This window comes from Glaciecola punicea ACAM 611, assembly GCF_000252165.1.
GTDB classification, from domain to species: domain Bacteria; phylum Pseudomonadota; class Gammaproteobacteria; order Enterobacterales; family Alteromonadaceae; genus Glaciecola; species Glaciecola punicea.
Genome location: NZ_BAET01000014.1, coordinates 55,338 through 75,071, shown reverse-complemented (window position 1 = coordinate 75,071; position 19,734 = coordinate 55,338). Strand labels below are relative to the sequence as shown.

Sequence of the window (19,734 nt, the reverse complement as noted above, 5' to 3'; positions counted from 1 at the left end):
ATTTACTCGTATACTACTACACCACGGCGGTTCTGTGCCATTGCATACTCAGAGGTCCCCATAACCGCAGGCTTTTCTTCACCGTAAGAGACGACAGTGATTTGTGACATACTTACGCCTTCATTACTAAAGTATGTTTCTATTGATTGGCCACGGCGTTCACCTAGCGCTATGTTGTATTCTGGTGTACCGCGTTGGTCACCATGACCTTCAATAACGATGGTTTGGCTGGGGTTAGCAACTAGGAAATCAGCGTGCTTTTTAAGTACACTAATAAACTCTGGCTTTATAGAAGACACGTCAAAGTCAAAATAGATAATATTCTGATTTACCAGCGTGGCTTTTTGATCTTCTGCAGCAGCCCTGAGGCGTGTCATTTCGTCGGCGCGAGCAGCTTCAGCGCGAGCAACAGTTGCCGTTTCTCGTTCCATGCGAGACTTTTCTGCTTCGGCCTGCTCTACCGCTGCTTGGCGGTTTGCCTCTGCAAGTATTTCTTCTTCACTTGGTCCAGAACTACATGCCATTAAACTGGTGGCTGCTAGCGCAACTAAAGCTATTCTAAATTTATTATTGGTAAGCATACTAAATCCTTAATGTAAAAAAACTAAAGTATAAAACTGCTGAATAAAGACGCGTATTGTATATGTCTTTTCATCACAGTAAAAATGGCGACCAACTAGGCGATTTAACTTGCCCGTCGGTTGCCGGTAATAACGCTTTGAAGCGCCCATCTAGAGATACCAAAGATAGCACTTGTTGTCCTTCATGAAGAGTACTATATATGATCATACTCCCATTAGGTGCAATACTTGGTGATTCGTCCAAAAAGGTTTTCGTGAGTACCAGCATGTCGCCAGTTTCTCGGTCTTGTCTAGCGATATGATAGTCGCCCTGAGTGCGGTTTACGACAATTAAATGTTTGTTGTCTGGGGTAATCGCCGCACCTAAATTCATCTCACCATCGAACGTGATTCTTTTTGAACGCTTTGTGGCTAGGTTCACTTCATAAATTTGTGGCCTGCCGCCTCTTTCCGACGTGTATACAATACTTTTACCATCGGGCGTCCATTCAGGTTCGGTGTCTATTGCTCTGTTTTGTGTAATGCGCTCTAATTCTTTCGTGGCTAAATCCATTACGTAAATTTCGGGGTTTCCGTCTTTCGATAGCACCATGACTAACTTGGTGCCGTCAGGTGAAAACGCGGGCGAGCTGTTAATGCCGGGAAAATTTGTAATACGCGTACGCTGACTAGTATAAATATCTTGGATGAATATTTGTGGCCGTTTGCCCTCAAAGCTAACATAGGCCAATTTATTGCCGTCTGGGGACCATGATGGTGACATAAGCGGCTCTGGAGACGACAGCAAACGCGTTTCATTGGCGCCGTCATAATCGGCAATAACTAGTTGATAAGGCAGTGGGTCAGTGTCACGATCGCGCACCACAATGTAGGCAATACGGGTTAAAAACGCGCCTTTTTCACCCGTGAGCGCTTCATAGGCAATATCGCTAATAATATGCGCGTATTGCCTGAAGTCTTCCGCTAGTATGATTTTTTCACGACTTACAATAATGTGGTCTTTAGCCATCACCAAATTACCGTCTATAAGGGTTTTTGATTCGCCGCCGGTCAGCTGGGCGCGCAGAACGTCTATTAACTCAAACTTAACCAAATACTGGCCATTTTGCACAGCGCTTATACTGCCTGTTAATACAGTATCTATACCTTTTTGCGCCCATGCAGAATAATCCATCTCGGTATCTGATGATGGAAATTGCGGCATGTTCGACAAACTCACAGGACTAAATTTGCCGCTTCGCTGTAAGTTATTGCCAATTACATCGGCTAGACTCTCTGGCAGTATGCTTGCACCGTCCCACTTAAACGGCACCACCGCAATAGGGCGAGCGTTGTTCATGCCCTCAGTTATCACTATGCGTAAATTAGACTGTGCTTTAGCCCATTGGCTATGCGCAGCTAGGCCTATGGCACATAGCATCAGTAGCATTAATTTTGTGGGCACCACGCGCACTAGCCGCTTCATTGTACTCATTATCTCTCCGGTGAAACTTCAATATCAAATTGTCTAAATTGGGCCATTACGTCTGGATCTTTCGACATAGGTAAAGTCCCTGCGCGTAATATAGCAGCTTTGGCAATGCGGCAAAGCGCTGGCTTGCCCGATACAGCCTCTGCTCTTAACACTAGGCCGTCGGGAGCGAGGCGGACATTAACCAAACAGGTCTCGCCAATAAAGCCGCCGTCGGTTTCTAAAAATTGCTGCACTTTAGAATGCACCAAGGCTTTATACTTTTCGACTTCGCTTAATACTCTTCGCTGATTTGCTTGCGACATACTCGCCTGCTCTTCTTGTAACTGCTTAGCAAGCGCCTTATCCAACGCTTCTTGTCGCTTTTTTTGCTGCGCTTCTAAGGCGGCTTTTTCTTGTTCTTGCTTTATAAGCTGTTGTGCGATGGCGCGTTCTTTTTCTTGTTCTCTTTTTAATTTATCTTGTTGTTCTATTTTTTGTAGCTCTTGCTTTTTGCGCGTCTCATCAACCTGCTTCTTACGTAACACTTCTTTTCTTTGTGCTTCTTGGCGCTGCATATCTTGTTGACGCTTTTGCGCCGATGCTTCGGCTTGCGCGATTTCACGTTTTTGTTGTTCAATCACATTACTGTCGATAAACGTGGCTTTTACAATATCTGGCTGCAATGCAGATGCACTCGCCTGGGGTGCTACAAACTTTAATGGTTTTGCCGAAAAATTAAAACTGACTAATAAACTAATCAGTATTGCACCGTGCAGCGCCACCGACTTAAACACGGGCGATCGCAGCACTTTTTTAACACTGCTATATCTAGAAAGCATGCTACCTGCTTCGGTATTATCAACCTTAGCGTCTTTCGTCATAGCGTTAAGACTCATCCGGATCGGTCATTAGCCCAACGGAGGGCACGCCGGCGCGCTGCAGCATTACCATCAGATCGATGACTTTTTCATATCGAACATTGCCATCGCCGTTCACCACTACAGGTGTGGTTGGCGCGACTAGCAGCCGAGTTCTCACTAGCTCTGCTACCGCCGCACCGCTCATAGCGTTAGCGGGCTCATCTCCCACGTTTAAGTAATACAACCCGTCGGCATCTACCGATACGATCATCATCGGTTCGTCTTCGGTCTGGATCGTTTGTGCTTCTGCTTTAGGTAAATCGACCTGTACGCCTTGAGTCACTGCGGTTGCGGTAGCCATAAAAATAACCAGCAGCACCAGCATAACATCTATGTAGGGTACAACGTTTATTTCAGAAACAGGTTTGCGGCGTTTACGAACGTACATTTACTTCTCCGCTACTTCGCTTTTGCTGGCCAAACTCTGGCGATGCAATATGGCCGAAAATTCTTCCATAAAGTTACCATAGGTGTTTTCAATCTTTTCCACTTTGCTGCTAAAGCGATTATAAGCAATGACTGCAGGGATAGCCGCAAACAGCCCAATGGCGGTGGCAATGAGTGCTTCGGCAATGCCCGGCGCAACCATTTGTAAGGTGGCCTGTCTGACTTGGCCAAGTGCAATAAACGCCGTCATAATGCCCCACACAGTGCCTAGCAAACCGATATAAGGTGAAATTGACCCAACCGTGGCTAAAAACGGCAGACGCTGTTCTAAATCATCTACTTGTCTAGACATGGCAACTCGCATTGCTCTGTATGTGCCTTCATTAATTGATTCGGGTGAGCTAGACGCAGTCTTGCGCATTCGTACATACTCTTTAAATCCCGAGCAGAATATTAATGCACAACCACTCAAATCGTCTTTTTGTGTTAAATCGGCATACAGCTTGTTTAAATCGGCGCCCGACCAAAACAACTCTTCAAACTCCTTCACTTCGTTAGTTGCTTTTCGTAATGCCGCGCCTCTTTGAAATATGTAGGTCCAGCTAACGATTGAGGCAGCAATTAACAGCAGCATAATAAATTTAACAACAAAACTGGCTTCTAAAAATAGATATAATACTGACATTTCAGAATTCACTGCGTACTTCCCTAATTAATTGCGTTATATAGTTCTTTAGGTATGGCTGTTGGCCGTGAGCGCTGTGTGTTGACACAAGCTACTTTTACCTGTGCACTAACCAACAGGACATCATTTTTTCTTATTTCTTGAACAAAGCTCAAGCTCGCCCCTTTTTTTTGCACCACTTGGCAGCTTACGCTAAGTACGTCATCAAGCTTTGCGCTTTGGATAAACGCAATTTTCATATCTATGACGACAAAACCTAAAGATTGTTCCAATAAATTCTGTTGCGAAATATCAAGCGACCTAAGCCACTCGGTTCGGGCTCTCTCCATATATTTCAAATAGTTAGCATGATACACAATACCGCCTGCGTCGGTATCTTCATAATAAACTCGTGATTGTATATCAAACTTATTCATGTATGCACTTAATATCGATGGACTTATCATGTTAACAGAGTGATAAAACTTATGCTTTATAATAACTTATGATTTTACAAATAAATACAACCATGAATTAATCTAATCCAAAATGTAAATTTTATTATCTTGTCTGGAGTGTAAATTTATTTATAATAACCACATAATAAATTCTAGCGATTATTTAAGCTTTTATTTTTTTATGCACTTCCTTCCAGTAAATAGTACTTTTGCCTGCACTATGAAAATATGTGCGGGCTTTTTTTATTCTTTTATATCAAAACCTAAATGCAAATAAGCGCTGTCGGTAGCAATTCTACCTCGAGGAGTACGCTGCAGGTAACCTTGTTGAATCAAAAAAGGTTCAATCACATCTTCTATTGTTTCTTTTTCTTCGCCTATTGCCGCTGCTACATTGTCTAAACCCACAGGCCCACCGTTGAATTTATCAATAATAGCCAGTAACAACTTTCTATCCATAAGATCAAAGCCTAACTTGTCTACATCTAGCATATTCAACGCTAAGGCAGCAACTTCGTCGGTTACGGTGCCATTGCTTTTCACTTGCGCGTAGTCACGCACTCGCCGCAGTAGACGATTTGCAATACGCGGCGTACCGCGGGAGCGTTTAGCAATTTCAAGCGCGCCTTCTTGGGTCATGTCCATGTTTAAATGTTTGGCACTGCGCGTGATGATACTGGTTAAGTCGACTATTTTATAGAACTCTAAGCGCTGTGTAATGCCGAAACGATCGCGCAGCGGCGACGTAAGCGAGCCTGCTCGGGTGGTCGCGCCTATTAGAGTAAAGGGTGGCAACTCTAATTTGATTGAACGCGCCGAGGGTCCCTCTCCTATCATTATATCAAGCTGATAATCTTCCATCGCCGGATACAAAATTTCTTCTACCACGGGACTCAAGCGGTGGATTTCATCAATAAACAACACATCGTTTTCTTCTAAATTAGTCAACAGCGCGGCTAAATCGCCAGCTTTTTCTAATACCGGACCCGATGTGGTCTTAATATTCACGTTCATTTCATTGGCAACAATATACGCAAGCGTTGTTTTACCTAGTCCCGGTGGCCCAAAAATTAGAACATGATCGAGTGCGTCTTTGCGCGCTCGGGCCGCTTCGATAAATATTTCCATTTGGTCGCAGACCGGTTTTTGGCCCACGTAATCAATCAGCATTTTAGGCCGTATGGCCCGGTCAATAGCAACATCGTCTGATTGTTCTTGGGGTCGTAAAATACTGTCGGCTTCAATCATATGTTTGTTCTCATGTGGCCTTGATCGTATATGGGTAAATCAATTGTGTGATTTTTTATCACTTACACCATCGATTTAAGTGAATCGCGAATAAGCTTTTCGCTGCTCGCATCTTCGCTTGCAATCTTTCTAACGGCGGTTTCAGCTTGGTTTCGCTTATAACCTAAGGCTATAAGAGCACTCACCGCTTCATCTATCGCACTTACTTTTGCAACCAGCAACTGCGACTCCGACCCGCCCGTTGCCATTGGCTTATGAATGCTCAAGTTAGGCAAGGTTTCTAAATCGTTAAGCTTGTCTTTTAGTTCAACCACCAAACGCTCAGCTGTTTTTTTACCCACGCCCGGCATTTTAACCAGAGCAGTAATATCTTCATGCATTACTGCGCTTACAAATTGATTGGCCGACATGCCCGACAGTATTGTACAGGCAAGTTTAGGCCCCACGCCGTTTGCTTTTATCAACACTCTAAACAAAGTTCGTTCTACGCGATCGACAAAACCAAATAATAGCTGAGCGTCTTCACGTACCACAAAGTGAGTATACAAGGTAACTTGCATAGCAATGTCTGGAAGCTGATAGAAGCTGGTCATGGGCAACTGAATTTCGTAACCTACCCCGCCCACGTCTAATACGATTTCAGGGGGTATTTTTTCAACAATAATGCCGGTGAGTTGCGCTATCATAATGTGGCTTTTATCTTCTTATAGTAAAGCTTTTGAATGTGATGATTATTGTAAACGTCGCCGAACTGTTTTAGTAGCACTACCCGCCATTTTAATCATACTTTGTTGGGTGTGTAAGTGACATAAAGCAACCGCAAGCGCATCGGCAGCATCAGCTTGAGGCGTTTTACCTAGCTTGAGCAAATGGGTAACCATATGCTGAACTTGGATTTTATCGGCGCTGCCTTTGCCTACCACCGATTGTTTTATTTGTCTGGCTGAATATTCAAATACAGGCAAGTCAACACAGGTCGCTGCAACAATAGCAGCGCCTCTGGCTTGGCCAAGCTTGAGCGCCGAATCGGGGTTTTTAGCCATAAACACTTGCTCGATGGCAAACTCGGTAGGCTTGAACTGTTTTATTATTTCACTGACCCCGTCATATACATTTTTAAGACGTTTGGGCAGGCTTTCATCCATTACTTTTATACAGCCGCTGCCTAAGTACTCAGCTTTGTTGCCTCTTATGCCAATAATACCGTAGCCGGTGATACGCGATCCTGGATCTATCCCAAGTATTATATGCATATGCAATGCCCTAGCCTTATGTATTGAAACAACGTCAAGAGTATTATTGGAGCCAGCTGTAGATTAAGCATCAATCGTTTTTGGTACAAACTGACTTATAGCCCACTTATTCGTGCTTGACCACACTTTTGCCATGGCGTCTTGTTTGTTTAACCACTCGTAAGCCGTATGCTCAGTTAAGATAATTGTCGAATTTGCAGGCACCTGGGCGCAGAACACATATTCGAAGTTTTTGGTCACGCCTTTCGGGTATCGGTACAGCCAGTCTTCTCGAATAAGATATTGATTTACCAGCCTGCAGTCCATTAAGTGATGTAAAAACCCCGCTTCGTTTGTGTGCGCAAAGCTCAAATTTATACCGGTTTCTTCTAACACTTCTCGCGCTGCAGTTTGAATGGGCACCTCGCCCACTTCCATGGTACCGGTAACCGACTGCCAAAAGTTGGCGTCGTCTATGCGCTGCAGCACTAGCACTTTGTTATACTCGTTATACAGCACTATTAGCACCGATTCGGGTCGCTTTAGTATCATTACTACCTTTGGTCGTGGTTATTGCTATTGTTTATATTGGTGCAAACAATCACTATTCACTCCCAGCGTCTTTGCTAGGGTCGATTAAGGTTGCAATAGACAGCTCTTTTAACTGCTGAGGGTTAGCTCTACCCGGTGCACCCGTTAACGGACAGGCCGCGGTATTTGTTTTAGGAAACGCCATAACGTCTCGAATAGAGTCCGCGCCAACCATTAGCATTACTAAACGATCTAAACCAAAGGCTAAGCCAGCATGCGGGGGAGTGCCGTACTTTAAGGCTTCCAGTAAAAAACCAAATTTTTCTTGTGCTTCTTCACTCTCAATTCCCAGTAGTTCAAATACCTTAGCCTGCATTTCCATAGTATGAATACGCACTGAACCGCCGCCTAATTCAACCCCATTGAGTACCATATCGTAAGCATTTGACAGCGCTTCTTTAGGATTATTACTTAGTTTCTCTATGCTGCTGTCACTCGGGGCAGTAAAAGGATGATGCAGCGCATGTAGGCGACCGTCGGCCTCTTCAAACATGGGGAAATCTACAACCCAAAGCGGTTTCCACTGGCCTTGCAACAGCGATAAATCTTCGCCTAACTTAATTCGAAGCGCCCCTAATGCCTCGGTCACGGTGGTATAATCCCCCGCGCCAAAGAGCAAAATATCGCCGTCTTCGGCTTTTGTGGCACTCAAAATGGCGTCAATTGCGACGGCATCTAAGAATTTAAGAATGGGGCTTTGTAAGCCTTCTAGGCCTTTTGCTAATTCGTTTACTTTAATCCACGCCAGACCTTTTGCGCCATAAACGCCCACAAAACTGCCGTATTGATCAATTTGTTTGCGCGAAAGTGAGGCGCCGCCGGGCACGCATATAGCCGCCACGCGGCCGTTTGCGTCGTTAGCTGGCCCACTAAATACTTTAAATTCTATGTGCGTTAATGCACTGGCCACATCGGTAAGTTCTAGTGGATTGCGAAGATCAGGTTTGTCACTGCCGAAGCGGCGCATAGCCTCTGCAAAGCTCATATGCGGGAAGTTACCTAAGTCTACCTTGAGTAATTTTTGAAATAATTCTTTGACTAAGCGCTCGGTAATTTCCATTACACCGCCAGCATCTAAAAACGACGTTTCTATATCTATTTGAGTAAACTCTGGCTGCCGATCGGCGCGTAGGTCTTCGTCACGAAAACACTTAACTATTTGGTAGTACTTATCCATGCCGCTCATCATAAGCAGTTGCTTAAATAGCTGAGGGGATTGCGGCAGCGCAAAAAACTCGCCTTTATGCGTGCGGCTTGGAACTAAATAATCACGCGCACCCTCGGGCGTTGCTTTGGTTAGAATAGGCGTTTCTATATCTAAAAAATCGTTGTCTTCTAAAAAACGACGGACAATAGAGGTAACTTTTGAACGAAATATTAAACGATTAGTCATTAGCGGGCGGCGCAAATCAAGATAGCGATATTTTAAGCGCTGCTCTTCACTATTTTCTTGGTTCCAATCAAGCGGTAAGGCCGGCGCCTTATTAATTATCGTGACTTCTTTGGCCAGTATTTCAATAGCGCCGGTGCTCATATCTTTATTTACTTGTGCACTAGGACGGGCTCGCACGATGCCTGCAACAGACAAACAAAATTCGCTGCGCACGCTTGAGGCAGTCTCAAATGCGCTGGCGGTATCTGGGTCAACCACCACTTGTACAATACCTTCACGGTCGCGTAAATCGATAAATACTACGCCGCCTAAATCGCGACGTTTATTTACCCAACCGAACAAGGTAACTGTTTGATCAAGATATTTTGTGTCTATTTTTCCGCAATAATTAGTGCGCATTAATACAACCTTTCCCTATAAATATTGATGTGAAACTCAGTAGATGTTAATTGGTAAGCTCTACTTGAGCCCTAACTGTAAACGATTCGTTAGCTAAAGTATTATAAACTAAAGATGAAACAGACTAAACGAATCAAAAGAATTAATTAACCTTGATACCCATGCGTAAGCAAATTTACGCAATCTACAGTACAAAACTGATTTTGCGTGATATAGCTCACTTAGGAGCTTTTCAAAAATCACTTTTAAAAACTGATCACATGCTCAACTTCTGCGCGTATGCCAAAGCTTGAACCAATGCTATGATCGTGATGACTAGGCGCAAAACACAACACTTTTTCATTTGATGGCGAAAGACTTAATTCGTAGCGAATAAAAGCGCCTCTAAAATGCTTCTCTTTTATAATCGCTTTGGTGGGGCTAGCATCATCGTGTATCACATCGTCTGGCCGCAGCAATATTTTGACCGTGGGAGTGTGCGAATAATCATCGCCGCTTAAGCGCATTTCACCTAGTGCTGTTTTTGCAAACCACCCTTTTGCACGCTCTACTGTTTGGCCCTCTATAAAGGCACCCTCACCTATAAACTTAGCCACAAAGTAGCTTGTCGGTTCGTGATATAGGTTATAGGCCGATGAAAACTGCTGTAAGAAACCATTCGCCACCACCGCTATTTTGTCGGCAAAAGCAAAGGCTTCTTGCTGGTCGTGAGTAACTAAAATAGCGGTCAAACCAAGCTGTTGTATGATCTCGCGTACATCGCGTGCAACTTGCTCACGTAAGGTAGGATCGAGGCTTGAAAAGGCTTCATCCATTAATAAAATATCTGGCTGTGGGGCTACCGCTCGCGCAATCGCTACTCGCTGCTGCTGTCCACCTGACAGATCTGCTGGGTATTTATGCGCAAGAGCTGCAATACCCATTATGTGCATGTACTTCATGGCGGTGGCTTGCTTATCATCGCGACTTAACTTGCCTAAACCAAATTCGATATTCTGTTGCACGGTTAAATGCGGAAACAGCGCAAAGTCTTGAAAGACCACACCAACTGAGCGTTTGTTAGGCGGTTTAATACTGTTTGAGTCGCTCATGCGTTGCCCATTAATATCAATGCTGCCGTTTGCCACTTCAATAAAGCCAGCAATAGCGCGCAGCAAGCTTGTCTTACCGCTGCCTGATGGCCCCAAAACACAGGCAATATCGGCCTTTTGAATGGCTAAATTAATATTGCTCAAGACCGGCTCAGCGCCATACGATATGCTTAAGTCCTGTATAGACAAAACAGGTAAATTGACTTGGTTAGTATTCACTTTCTGCGTTTCTCAAGGCTCATGGTTAAAAAGATAACAGGCAATAAACCCGCAATGACGATGCTTACGGCCGGAAGCGCAGCGTCTATCAAACGTTCGTCAGACGCCAACTCGAATGTTTTAACGGCCAGCGTGTTCACATTAAACGGGCGCAAAATTAATGTTGCGGGCAGCTCTTTTAGTACATCGACAAAGACTAAAATAAACGCACTGACTAAACTCGCTCGCAATAAGGGGATATGCACTCTTTGCAAGGTTTGAGCGGTATTTACGCCCAAACTTGCAGATACTTCATCTACATTTGGTTTAATACGCTCAAGCCCGGTGTCGGTATTGTGCATGGCAACACTTAAGTATCTTACCGCATAGGCAAAAATGAGGATGGCGATACTGCCAGACATTATTAGCCCGGGTTGCCAGTCAAAAAAAGCGAGTGTAAAACGATTAATATTAATGTCTACCGCGCCTGAAACCTGCACTACTCCAACCGCAATGACCACACCGGGCAAAGCATAGCCTAAACCTACAAATTGACTCGCCAAGGCTATTTTTCGACTCGCGAAACGGCGTTTGCAATAGCTGATCACTAAGGCCAGCGACACAATAAGCGCTGCGCTTATAAAAGCTAACTTCAAAGACGTGCCCAGTAAAGGCAAATAATCGATAAAGACGCCTTTGTCAAAATACTGTGCAGACCACCACATAAGCTGAATGAAGGGAATAATAAAGCCAAACACAGCCGGTATTACGCACAAAACAAACAAGCCTGCAGACTTCAATGGTGTCGTTGTTTTTGCCTTTATGCTGCCGGCGTGCCTAGATTGGTAGCGACTGTGGTGCTTGCGGCTGCTTTTTTCTATCCATAGTAAAACAAATACCACTAAGCATAGCATAGTAGCTAATTGACTCGCGGCCGTCGCATTACCCATGCCAAACCAGGTACGGTATATACCGGTGGTAAAGGTGTTTATACCAAAATAGGCCACGGTCCCATAATCAGCCATTGCTTCCATCATGGCTAGCGCCGCGCCTGTAATTATGGACGGTCTTGCCAAAGGTAACGCGACTTGCTTCATATGTTGAAAACGCGACAGGCCGGCTAGTTTTGATACCAAAGTAAACTGCGCCGATTGCTCGCTAAACGCCGTTCTGGCAAGTAAGTATACATATGGGTAAAGTACTAAAATCATGACCAACACCGCGCCTTCAAGACTGCGGATATCGGGCAGCATTTGTTGATTAAACGGCGCCTCAAATAGTGTGCGCAAAAATTGCTGTAGAGGTCCTGAAAAATCAAGCATGCCGGTGTAGGTGTAGGCAATAATATAAGCAGGCATGGCTAATGGCAGCAAAATTAACCAGTTGAGTAAGGATTTGCCGTAAAAAACATAGTTGACCATAAACCACGCCAAATAGGTGCCTATCACCGCGGTGCCTAGGCCGACCCCTATTGCCAACACCAAGCTATTAAATACGTAGCTACCCATTACGGTGCTAAGCAAATGCGACCATACCTGCGTGTCAAAATTGGCCATGCTGGCAAACACAACTAATAACGGGACTGCAAAGAGTCCCGTTATTGTCCATGTGCTTATTTTAAGTAGGCTTATTTTGGCGTACATGTAAAATCAAAGATGACGTAATAAGGTATCTATATTCTACCGTATTTGAAGCAGAAAAATAGCGAAAACGCACAGCTTAATGTTTATTTCCAGCCGGCTCGGTCCATCAGCATTAAGGCTTTGGCATTATTTTCGCCTATTTTGGTAAGCGGTACTGTCTGACCCTTAAACTCACCAAAGCTAGCTAGTTCTTGACTTACGGCAACGCCCTCAATCACGGGGTATTCATGATTGACTTCTGCGTACCATTTTTGTGCTGTTTCGGTGAGCATATACGCCAACAGTTTTTCAGCGTTTTCTTTGTTTTTAGCATATTTTGTAATAGCGGCACCTGACACGTTGACATGCACCCCCATCTCATTTTCACCCTGATCATACCACACCACCTCTATCTGCTGCGCGACTTGGCGCGTGTCTTCATCTTTACTGGTTAACATACCGCCTAAATAGTAGGTATTAGCAATAGCCACGTCGCATTCACCCGCTGCGAGCGCTTTTATTTGGTCACGATCGCCGCCTTTAGGGGAGCGTGCAAAATTAGCCACCATGCCTTTGGCCCACGCTAAGGTTTTCTCATCGCCCCAAATTTCAATCAGCGCCGACACCATCGACTGATTATAAATATTGCTAGACGAGCGAATACAAATACTGTTAATAAACTCAGTGCCGACCAACTGCTCTAGGCCGGTAATAGGCGCATCGTCAAACGTACCCTTTCTGACCATTATAGGTCGTGCACGTTTAGTTAGAGCAACCCACTGCTTAGTTTCTTCTACCCAATACTTTTTGGCAACGTCTGTCACGTCTGCAGACTCAATGGCTTGGGTTAAGCCCATATCTTTGGCGCGCACTAAGCGTCCCACATCGGCTACTAACAAAACGTCGGCTTCGGTAAACTGTCCTTCGGCCTTTATACGGCTCAATAGGGCGTCGCCCTTACCGGTGACTAAATTAACCGCTATGCCACTTTGCTGCGTAAATTTATCAAGCAAGGGCTTTATTAATGCTTCTTGGCGACCCGAATACACGTTCACCTCTTGTGCGAAAACTTGCAGCGAACCGCACAGCAAAATCGCTATACAGACTAATGGTTTGATGCTGAACAGTTTAAGCGATACTGAATTGATAGTTGAAGTGTTAATAAAGAGCTCCTTTGCTATTAAATGATAATAGTTCTCACTAAGATTAAGCGAGTATAACGAGAACGAAATAAAATAGCGAATGGTTTACTTTTATTTAGTAATTGTCGAAGATAGATTGTGACTTTGCACTTTGGCATCTATTTTGTACGGCATTTTACACTTAAGGACACACCGTCATTATGAACGATTCACGATTAGTATATTCGACCGACCTAGGGAGAATTAAGACAAACGACAGTCAAGCCAAGGGCCAAGCACCGAAGGGCGATGGCATTGTGCGGCTCAAGCGCGTCACTAAAGGCAGAAAAGGCAAAGGGGTCAGCACAATTGAAGGTCTTGAGATGACGCCAAGCGAACTCAAAGCCCTTTGCAGCGAATTTAAAAAGCAGTGTGGCTGCGGCGGCAGTGTGAAAGGCTTTATCATAGAAATACAGGGAGACGTACGCGAAAAATTAAAAAGCATCTTGGAAAACAGAGGGTTTAAGGTAAAACTGGCAGGCGGTTAGTCAATAGGCAAAAGCAGTGATCGACCAAAACGATGTCGACGTCGTGGACAGCTCTATGTATTTAGTTGACGGCAGCGGCCTTGATATTCTAAAGTATTTAAAAGAACAGAACAGCGCGGCAGGCCTTCCTTAATCCCTGCACCACACACATCCTTATGGTTACCTCGGAGGCGAGCGGCAGTATAAACATGACTAATCTCCAGCAAGCAGGCGTAAATGCCTTATGTAACAAGCCCTTTGATTCGGACGAAGTACGCGCAATTCTGTCTAGATTGCTAGAACAGGCATAAGATAAATCGAATAATTCATTGACAGTGATGCCCTCGTTTTTTACATTGCAGTGTCAACGTATACTTTACTTGCCGCGAGGCGCATATGGGGATCTCCTTTTAGGCGAAATATTGCCATGGGAGGCACGCAAGATTGTTTGTTATTTGAGCAATTGAGCACTACTACTACTTCAGGAAAAAACACGTGTCAATAGATGTCTTAGCTTCAATCCGAGAGCAAATAACCAAAACCGACAGTGAACTTCTCGCGCTCATCGCACAGCGCCAAAAACTCACCGCGCAGGTAGCAGAAACTAAAGTGAAGCATCAAATATCGGTGCGCGACAAAACGCGAGAAGAACAACTGCTTGTGCGTTTAATCAAGCAAGGCAGAGAGTTTGGTCTTGACCCTCATTTTATTACCAACCTGTTCCAAGTCATTATTGAGGACTCGGTGCTACAGCAGCAGGCGATGCTGCACGAATGGGCTAATCCCGATTCTCGCTTGCCCTTAAACCGTGTTGCCTTTTTGGGTAAAAAAGGCTCCTATAGTTATTTGGCTACGCAAAAATATTTTTCGCGCAGGCCCGGCGAATTGGTTGAAATTGGCTGTAAAAGCTTCGCTCAAATTATTGAAAAAGTAGAAACGCATGAAGCTGACTATGCCGTGTTACCTATAGAAAACACCAGCTCAGGCAGTATTAATGAAGTGTATGACCAGTTGCAGCACACCCGCTTGAATATTGTAGGTGAACTGACTCATCCTATAAAGCACGCGCTACTAGTACATGATGGGGCGCAAAACATAGATATTAAAACGATATATGCACACCCTCAAGTATTTGCACAATGTAGCCATTTTTTAGCCGAGTTTGGCAATGTAGAGGTGAAAACCTGCGACTCTACTTCCGACGCTATGATAAAAGTAAGTGAATTAGCCTCACCTCATGCCGCAGCAATAGGCTCTGAAGAAAGCGGCGGTTTTTACGCCCTTAAATCGATAAAGTCTAATTTAGCCAATCAAAAAGAAAACCACAGCCGCTTTATAGTGGTGGCGAGTCAATCCATAAAAGTGCCTTTACAAGTGCCGGCGAAAACCACGGTAATAATGTCTACAGTGCAATCGCCAGGGGCGCTTTGTGACGTACTACTGGTGTTGAAAGAAAATAATATTAATCTAACCAAGCTTGAATCAAGGCCTATCAACGGCAATCCATGGGAAGAGATGTTTTATGTTGACGTAGAAGGCAATACTGAAGACGGCCCTATGCAAACAGCCTTTGATAAACTGCGCGGTATGACGCGTTATTTCAAGGTCTTAGGCTGCTACCCAGTTGAAAAAGTCTCGCCTACCCGAATAGCAGCGAGCAAGGCATTAAGCTAAACGTTTTTGCGCAGCAGGCGACCATCGTCTGCTTTTAAAAGCATTTGCTTACTGTCTTTTAAACACTGCGAAGCATATTCACCAAACCAGTTTTCGACGTCTTTGAAGCGCGCGATGAATGCTTCTTTATCTTGGCTTTTTAAAAGCTTTATGGCATCGCCAAAGCGTTCGTGAAATCGCTCTAGCAGGGCAATGTTATCGCTGTCGTTAAAAATAATGTCGGCGTATAAAGACGGTGCTTGCGCAAACAGCCTGCCGACCATGGCTAATTCAAGTCGATAAATTGGCGAGCTAAACGCAATAAGCTCACTTAAATCAGGATTTTCTTGCTGCAAGTGTTGACCATACACAAAGCTGTTGAAATGGCGCATTACCTGAATAAAAGCCATCGCTTTGTCGTGCACTTTAGCCTGTGTTTGATGAATTTGTGCGCCCCATACTTCCATTTGCGCGATGAACCATGCGTAAGCCGACGGCAAACGCCCGTTGCATACCACCACCACTTGTTTAATCATGCCTGGTGCGTCTGGTCCAAACATAGGATGCAGGCCTACTACCGGCCCGCTGTGTTGCTCCAGCATACTTGCAAGAGGCGCTTGTTTTACGCTGGTAACATCGGCCAAAATACAGTCTTGAGGCAGCGGCGGTAGCGCTTCAATAAGACGAATAGTTTGATTAATAGGCACAGAAAGTATGACTAAGTTTGCGCCGTTGAGCAGTTCGGCGCGCTTATCCCAATTATCTTTTTCAATAATAGTAACCTCGTACTCACTGCTTTGAAACAGTGTCACCAGCACTTTACCCAAAGCGCCTTTGCCGCCTACAATCACCACTTTATGAATGTCAGGGTTGGTTTTGGCATAGTTTGCATGCTGCGAATAATACGAATCTCGCATCGCGCGGCGCAGCACGTCTTCTATCAAATCGCCCGACACACCCATATGCTCTGCCTGTTCTCTGCGCTTGGCAATTAAACTGGCTTCGCGTTGGGGTACGTAAATAGGCATACTGTTGGCGCGTTTTACAACCCCAATTGATTGAGTGAGCTTTTGGCGCGCCGCGAGAAGCTCGACTAACTGGGTGTCTAAGGCATCAATCTCATCTCTAAACCCGGTGAGTAAAGCGCTAAGCTTTTCGTTATTGCGATTGTCTTCAAAGCGATCTTGACTCATTTAGCTGCGTGGCCTTTTTATGCAAATATTTATTAAACAGACCGTTTCAAGCACGGTCGTGTTTTTGTTGGCGCATGGGCAATACGGTGATGAGCTTGTCACGGGCCCCATGAATGAGTGAATAGGTATCTTCCCAGCTTATGCAACCGTCGGTAATTGAAACGCCGTATTCAAGCTGCGCAACTTTCTTACCGTTTGAACTTTGATTGCCCGCGTGCAAATGGCTTTCTAACATGATACCAATAATAGACTGATTTCCCTCTAAAATTTGATTCACCACATTTTGCGCTACCAAGGTTTGACGCCTGTAGTCTTTTGACGAGTTAGCGTGGCTGCAGTCAACGACTAACGACGATTTTACGCCTTGGGATTGCAATGAAGATTCACAGTCAGCAACGCAGACTGAGTCATAGTTTGGCTGCTTACCGCCACGCAAAATAATATGGCCATCGGGATTACCTTCGGTTTTTATAATACTAACCTGCCCTTCACGGTTAATACCCATAAAGCTATGACCCGATGCGGCCGACTTGAGCGCGTTAATGGCAATACTCAAACTGCCGTCGGTGCCGTTTTTAAAGCCCACCGGCATAGACAAGCCGCTGGCCATTTCTCGGTGGGTTTGTGACTCAGCAGTGCGTGCGCCGATAGCTGCCCAGCTGAAAAACTCGCCTAGGTACTGCGGGCTAATAGGATCAAGAGCCTCGGTGGCAACGGGCAGTTCTAATTCTGCTAAAAAGTTGAGTAAATCGCGTCCTTTGCGAAGCCCTGTTTCAATATCGAAGGTGTCATCAATATGCGGGTCATTAATTAAGCCTTTCCAGCCGGTCGTCGTCCGTGGTTTTTCAAAATACACGCGCATCACAATAAACAAGGTGTCTTTATTCAATTCATGCAGCTCTTTTAAGCGCAAAGCGTACTCTTTTGCTGCTTTAATATCATGAATTGAACAGGGTCCGCACACCACTAATAAACGATGATCACGACGATGAATAATATCGGAAATGATGCCCCTTGCTGAGCGCACATAAGCAAGTGCTTTTTCGGTAGCGGGCATTTCTTGTGCAAGCTGCTGTGGCGTGATTAGAACTTGTTCTGATGAAATGTGACGATTATTGACGGTGTCTTTTTGCATGTGTGTTTTCTTAAATTATGTGTTAAATAAAGGTAGCAGCATGGACTAGCTTGCTATTGAACTTGGTTACACAAGGGCTATTGCTATTATTATACGCATCAATAAGCGCTTAAGCTGGCTAGCTGACTTGCACTACTAAATAAGACTTTGAGAAAGACCTATGAAGATTAAGCATAACGTTTCATTTGTTTTAACAAACTTGCTTGTAATGAGCAAGTAAAAAGCGTCGAAACCCAAAGAAAAAGGCGCTTAACGAGTATTATGTCGTTAAGCGCCTACTTTTCACAAGTTCATGATTTTACCGTTTATTCAACTAGCGCGTGTTAAGCAGCAGGATATATGTAGCTTGACTGAATACCTAAGGGGATGCCTAAAGACCAGTAAATGAGTAAAAACACGGTCCACGCTAGCAGCAAGCAAATACTATAGGGCAGCATTAACGATAGCAATGTACCAATACCGGTGCCTTTCACATAGCGCTGACAGTACAATACTACTAAGGGAAAATACGGCATAAGCGGTGTAATAATGTTACTCGACGAGTCGCCTATTCTATAAGCTATTTGAGTAAGGTCTGGTGAAATACCAAGTTCCATCAGCATAGGCACAAATATAGGCCCTAACAGCGCCCACTTAGCGGAAGAAGATCCCACGAATAAGTTGACGAAAGCGGTCAGAAAAATGATACCTACAATAGTCACCATAGAAGGTAGCTGCAGCGCCTGTAACATCCCTGCACCCTCAATTGCTAGGAGCACGCCCAAATTAGACTTACCAAACGCGTCTATAAAAAGCGCACAGAAAAACGCCATTACAATGTAGTAGCTCATACCATTCATTGCTTTGGTCATGCTGTCTATCATGTCTTTGGTGCTTTTATACACACCAGCCATGTAGCCGTAAACCACGCCGGGCAATAAAAAAAGTAGGAATATAATTGGCACTATCGACTGCATAATAGGCGCTTGGAAGGACGTTAGCGCGCCTTCGCTGTCTCGCATAGGCGAGGTTTCAGGAACAAGTACTAGCACCAGCACCACAATACCTGCAAGCATGGCAAGTGATGCCGCTCTTAAAGCTTTTTTCTGCTTTTGATCTAACTCTTCAAACTTGGGAATTTCGTTAGAGTCGCCATCAACTTCAACATTTTTAAGCCGCGGCTCAATCACTTTATCGGTTAAATACCAGGCGATACCCACTACTAAAAATGACGATGCAGAGTTAAATATCCAGTTGTTAAGCGGGTTAATTTGAATATTAGGATCTAAAATACGCGCGGCTTCTTGGGTAAAACTTTGCAGTAAAGGGTCGATAGCTGAAGGAATGAAGTTTGCACAAAACCCACCGCTGACGCCCGCAAAGGCAGCGGCTATACCAGCAAGGGGATGGCGTCCCATGGCGTAAAAGATGACGCCGGCCAGTGGAATAACTAATACATAGCCTGCATCGGTGGCGGTATGGCTGACAATTGCCACCAGCACTACCATAGGCGTTAAAAAAGTCCGAGGCGTTGAGTCGAGCATGCGCTTTAAACCCGCACTGATAAAACCAGAGTGCTCTGCAACACCTACGCCTAACATTGCCACAAGCACCACGCCAAGAGGCGCAAACCCAGTAAATATAGTCACCATGCGCGACAAGAAGTCAGCTAAAGATTCACCCGTGAGCAGATTATTAATGACCACCGCTTGGCCAGTGCGAGGGTCGAGTGCGTCAAACGCAAACTGCGACATTATGGCGGACAAAAACCATACTACGAGTAAACATAAGAAAAATATAATGGCGGGATCGGGTAGTTTGTTGCCGACTACTTCTACTTTATCAAGGGCTCTAGTTGCCCAAGTGGATTTTGCTTGCTGCATAGCCAC

Annotated in this window: 19 protein-coding genes; 2 read left to right on the top strand and 17 right to left on the bottom strand. The window is 44.7% G+C overall.

Translation table 11 applies throughout. From position 1 onward, the window contains the following. Window positions 1–2: 2 nt before the first annotated feature. The 14 genes from pal to GPUN_RS07215 all read right to left on the bottom strand — a co-directional run bounded on the left by pal (window position 3) and on the right by GPUN_RS07215 (window position 13,286). Complete coding sequence (pal, locus tag GPUN_RS07280; RefSeq protein WP_006005020.1) at window positions 3–581, bottom strand: peptidoglycan-associated lipoprotein Pal; 579 nt, start codon at window positions 579–581, stop codon at window positions 3–5. Between the two features lie 73 nt (window positions 582–654). Beyond that, window positions 655–2,001: a Tol-Pal system beta propeller repeat protein TolB gene (gene tolB, locus GPUN_RS07275; protein ID WP_238528949.1), complete on the bottom strand. Its 1,347-nt coding sequence runs from the start codon at window positions 1,999–2,001 to the stop codon at window positions 655–657. A gap of 53 nt (window positions 2,002–2,054) precedes the next feature. Continuing rightward, complete coding sequence (tolA, locus tag GPUN_RS07270; protein ID WP_051987316.1) at window positions 2,055–2,930, bottom strand: cell envelope integrity protein TolA; 876 nt, start codon at window positions 2,928–2,930, stop codon at window positions 2,055–2,057. Beyond that, the gene (gene tolR, locus GPUN_RS07265) at window positions 2,920–3,342 is read right to left on the bottom strand and encodes a protein TolR (protein ID WP_006005017.1); all 423 of its coding nucleotides are present in this window, start codon (window positions 3,340–3,342) and stop codon (window positions 2,920–2,922) included. The genes tolA and tolR overlap by 11 nt, the downstream gene beginning before the upstream one ends. Beyond that, on the bottom strand, window positions 3,343–4,038 hold the full coding sequence (gene tolQ, locus GPUN_RS07260; RefSeq protein WP_006005016.1) for a protein TolQ: 696 nt from the start codon (window positions 4,036–4,038) through the stop codon (window positions 3,343–3,345). Between the two features lie 11 nt (window positions 4,039–4,049). Next, the gene (gene ybgC / locus GPUN_RS07255; protein WP_006005015.1) at window positions 4,050–4,442 is read right to left on the bottom strand and encodes a tol-pal system-associated acyl-CoA thioesterase; all 393 of its coding nucleotides are present in this window, start codon (window positions 4,440–4,442) and stop codon (window positions 4,050–4,052) included. A 264-nt stretch (window positions 4,443–4,706) separates the two neighbouring features. Next, the gene (ruvB, locus tag GPUN_RS07250; protein WP_006005014.1) at window positions 4,707–5,711 is read right to left on the bottom strand and encodes a Holliday junction branch migration DNA helicase RuvB; all 1,005 of its coding nucleotides are present in this window, start codon (window positions 5,709–5,711) and stop codon (window positions 4,707–4,709) included. A gap of 62 nt (window positions 5,712–5,773) precedes the next feature. Continuing rightward, a complete protein-coding gene (gene ruvA / locus GPUN_RS07245) occupies window positions 5,774–6,397 on the bottom strand; it encodes a Holliday junction branch migration protein RuvA (RefSeq protein ID WP_006005013.1) in 624 nt (207 codons plus the stop codon). A gap of 45 nt (window positions 6,398–6,442) precedes the next feature. Then, window positions 6,443–6,964 (bottom strand): crossover junction endodeoxyribonuclease RuvC, encoded by a 522-nt coding sequence (gene ruvC / locus GPUN_RS07240; protein WP_006005012.1) that lies wholly within the window; start codon window positions 6,962–6,964, stop codon window positions 6,443–6,445. Window positions 6,965–7,027: 63 nt separating this feature from the next. Then, the gene (nudB, locus tag GPUN_RS07235) at window positions 7,028–7,495 is read right to left on the bottom strand and encodes a dihydroneopterin triphosphate diphosphatase (RefSeq protein ID WP_006005011.1); all 468 of its coding nucleotides are present in this window, start codon (window positions 7,493–7,495) and stop codon (window positions 7,028–7,030) included. Window positions 7,496–7,547: 52 nt separating this feature from the next. Next, window positions 7,548–9,326: an aspartate--tRNA ligase gene (gene aspS, locus GPUN_RS07230; RefSeq protein WP_006005010.1), complete on the bottom strand. Its 1,779-nt coding sequence runs from the start codon at window positions 9,324–9,326 to the stop codon at window positions 7,548–7,550. A gap of 245 nt (window positions 9,327–9,571) precedes the next feature. After that, on the bottom strand, window positions 9,572–10,636 hold the full coding sequence (locus tag GPUN_RS07225; protein ID WP_006005009.1) for an ABC transporter ATP-binding protein: 1,065 nt from the start codon (window positions 10,634–10,636) through the stop codon (window positions 9,572–9,574). Continuing rightward, window positions 10,633–12,258, bottom strand: coding sequence for an ABC transporter permease (locus GPUN_RS07220; RefSeq protein ID WP_006005008.1), 1,626 nt, complete (start codon window positions 12,256–12,258; stop codon window positions 10,633–10,635). The genes GPUN_RS07225 and GPUN_RS07220 overlap by 4 nt, the downstream gene beginning before the upstream one ends. Before the next feature lie 83 nt (window positions 12,259–12,341). Continuing rightward, window positions 12,342–13,286, bottom strand: a complete 945-nt coding sequence (locus GPUN_RS07215) for a Fe(3+) ABC transporter substrate-binding protein (RefSeq protein WP_006005007.1) — start codon at window positions 13,284–13,286, stop codon at window positions 12,342–12,344. A gap of 293 nt (window positions 13,287–13,579) precedes the next feature. Here GPUN_RS07215 and yciH point away from each other — a divergent pair, with 293 nt between their 5' ends. Then, window positions 13,580–13,906: a stress response translation initiation inhibitor YciH gene (gene yciH / locus GPUN_RS07210; protein WP_006005006.1), complete on the top strand. Its 327-nt coding sequence runs from the start codon at window positions 13,580–13,582 to the stop codon at window positions 13,904–13,906. A 474-nt stretch (window positions 13,907–14,380) separates the two neighbouring features. Then, window positions 14,381–15,559, top strand: coding sequence for a prephenate dehydratase (gene pheA / locus GPUN_RS07205; protein WP_006005003.1), 1,179 nt, complete (start codon window positions 14,381–14,383; stop codon window positions 15,557–15,559). Here pheA and tyrA read toward each other — a convergent pair. The 3 genes from tyrA to GPUN_RS07190 form a co-directional block, all read right to left on the bottom strand. Continuing rightward, window positions 15,556–16,731 carry a bifunctional chorismate mutase/prephenate dehydrogenase gene (gene tyrA / locus GPUN_RS07200; protein WP_006005002.1) on the bottom strand — a complete coding sequence of 392 codons (1,176 nt, stop codon included), beginning with the start codon at window positions 16,729–16,731 and terminating at the stop codon, window positions 15,556–15,558. The genes pheA and tyrA overlap by 4 nt on opposite strands. Window positions 16,732–16,777: 46 nt before the next feature. Beyond that, complete coding sequence (locus GPUN_RS07195) at window positions 16,778–17,866, bottom strand: 3-deoxy-7-phosphoheptulonate synthase (protein WP_006005001.1); 1,089 nt, start codon at window positions 17,864–17,866, stop codon at window positions 16,778–16,780. Between the two features lie 323 nt (window positions 17,867–18,189). Further along, entirely contained in the window at window positions 18,190–19,728 is a 1,539-nt protein-coding gene (locus tag GPUN_RS07190) for an AbgT family transporter (protein ID WP_006005000.1), read from the bottom strand. Window positions 19,729–19,734 lie beyond the last annotated feature (6 nt).

What these genes read in the sequence shown, in the direction of transcription:
- nudB (WP_006005011.1), bottom strand. Translation starts at nt 7,495, where the DNA reads ATGATACTAAAGCGACCCGAATCGGTGCTAATAGTGCTGTATAACGAG.
- GPUN_RS07220 (WP_006005008.1), bottom strand. Translation starts at nt 12,258, where the DNA reads ATGTACGCCAAAATAAGCCTACTTAAAATAAGCACATGGACAATAACG.
- tolR (WP_006005017.1), bottom strand. Translation starts at nt 3,342, where the DNA reads ATGTACGTTCGTAAACGCCGCAAACCTGTTTCTGAAATAAACGTTGTA.
- GPUN_RS07190 (WP_006005000.1), bottom strand. Translation starts at nt 19,728, where the DNA reads ATGCAGCAAGCAAAATCCACTTGGGCAACTAGAGCCCTTGATAAAGTA.
- GPUN_RS07195 (WP_006005001.1), bottom strand. Translation starts at nt 17,866, where the DNA reads ATGCAAAAAGACACCGTCAATAATCGTCACATTTCATCAGAACAAGTT.
- tolA (WP_051987316.1), bottom strand. Translation starts at nt 2,930, where the DNA reads ATGAGTCTTAACGCTATGACGAAAGACGCTAAGGTTGATAATACCGAA.
- ruvC (WP_006005012.1), bottom strand. Translation starts at nt 6,964, where the DNA reads ATGCATATAATACTTGGGATAGATCCAGGATCGCGTATCACCGGCTAC.
- pal (WP_006005020.1), bottom strand. Translation starts at nt 581, where the DNA reads ATGCTTACCAATAATAAATTTAGAATAGCTTTAGTTGCGCTAGCAGCC.
- ybgC (WP_006005015.1), bottom strand. Translation starts at nt 4,442, where the DNA reads ATGAATAAGTTTGATATACAATCACGAGTTTATTATGAAGATACCGAC.
- ruvA (WP_006005013.1), bottom strand. Translation starts at nt 6,397, where the DNA reads ATGATAGCGCAACTCACCGGCATTATTGTTGAAAAAATACCCCCTGAA.
- tyrA (WP_006005002.1), bottom strand. Translation starts at nt 16,731, where the DNA reads ATGAGTCAAGATCGCTTTGAAGACAATCGCAATAACGAAAAGCTTAGC.
- ruvB (WP_006005014.1), bottom strand. Translation starts at nt 5,711, where the DNA reads ATGATTGAAGCCGACAGTATTTTACGACCCCAAGAACAATCAGACGAT.
- yciH (WP_006005006.1), top strand. Translation starts at nt 13,580, where the DNA reads ATGAACGATTCACGATTAGTATATTCGACCGACCTAGGGAGAATTAAG.
- aspS (WP_006005010.1), bottom strand. Translation starts at nt 9,326, where the DNA reads ATGCGCACTAATTATTGCGGAAAAATAGACACAAAATATCTTGATCAA.
- tolB (WP_238528949.1), bottom strand. Translation starts at nt 2,001, where the DNA reads ATGCTATGTGCCATAGGCCTAGCTGCGCATAGCCAATGGGCTAAAGCA.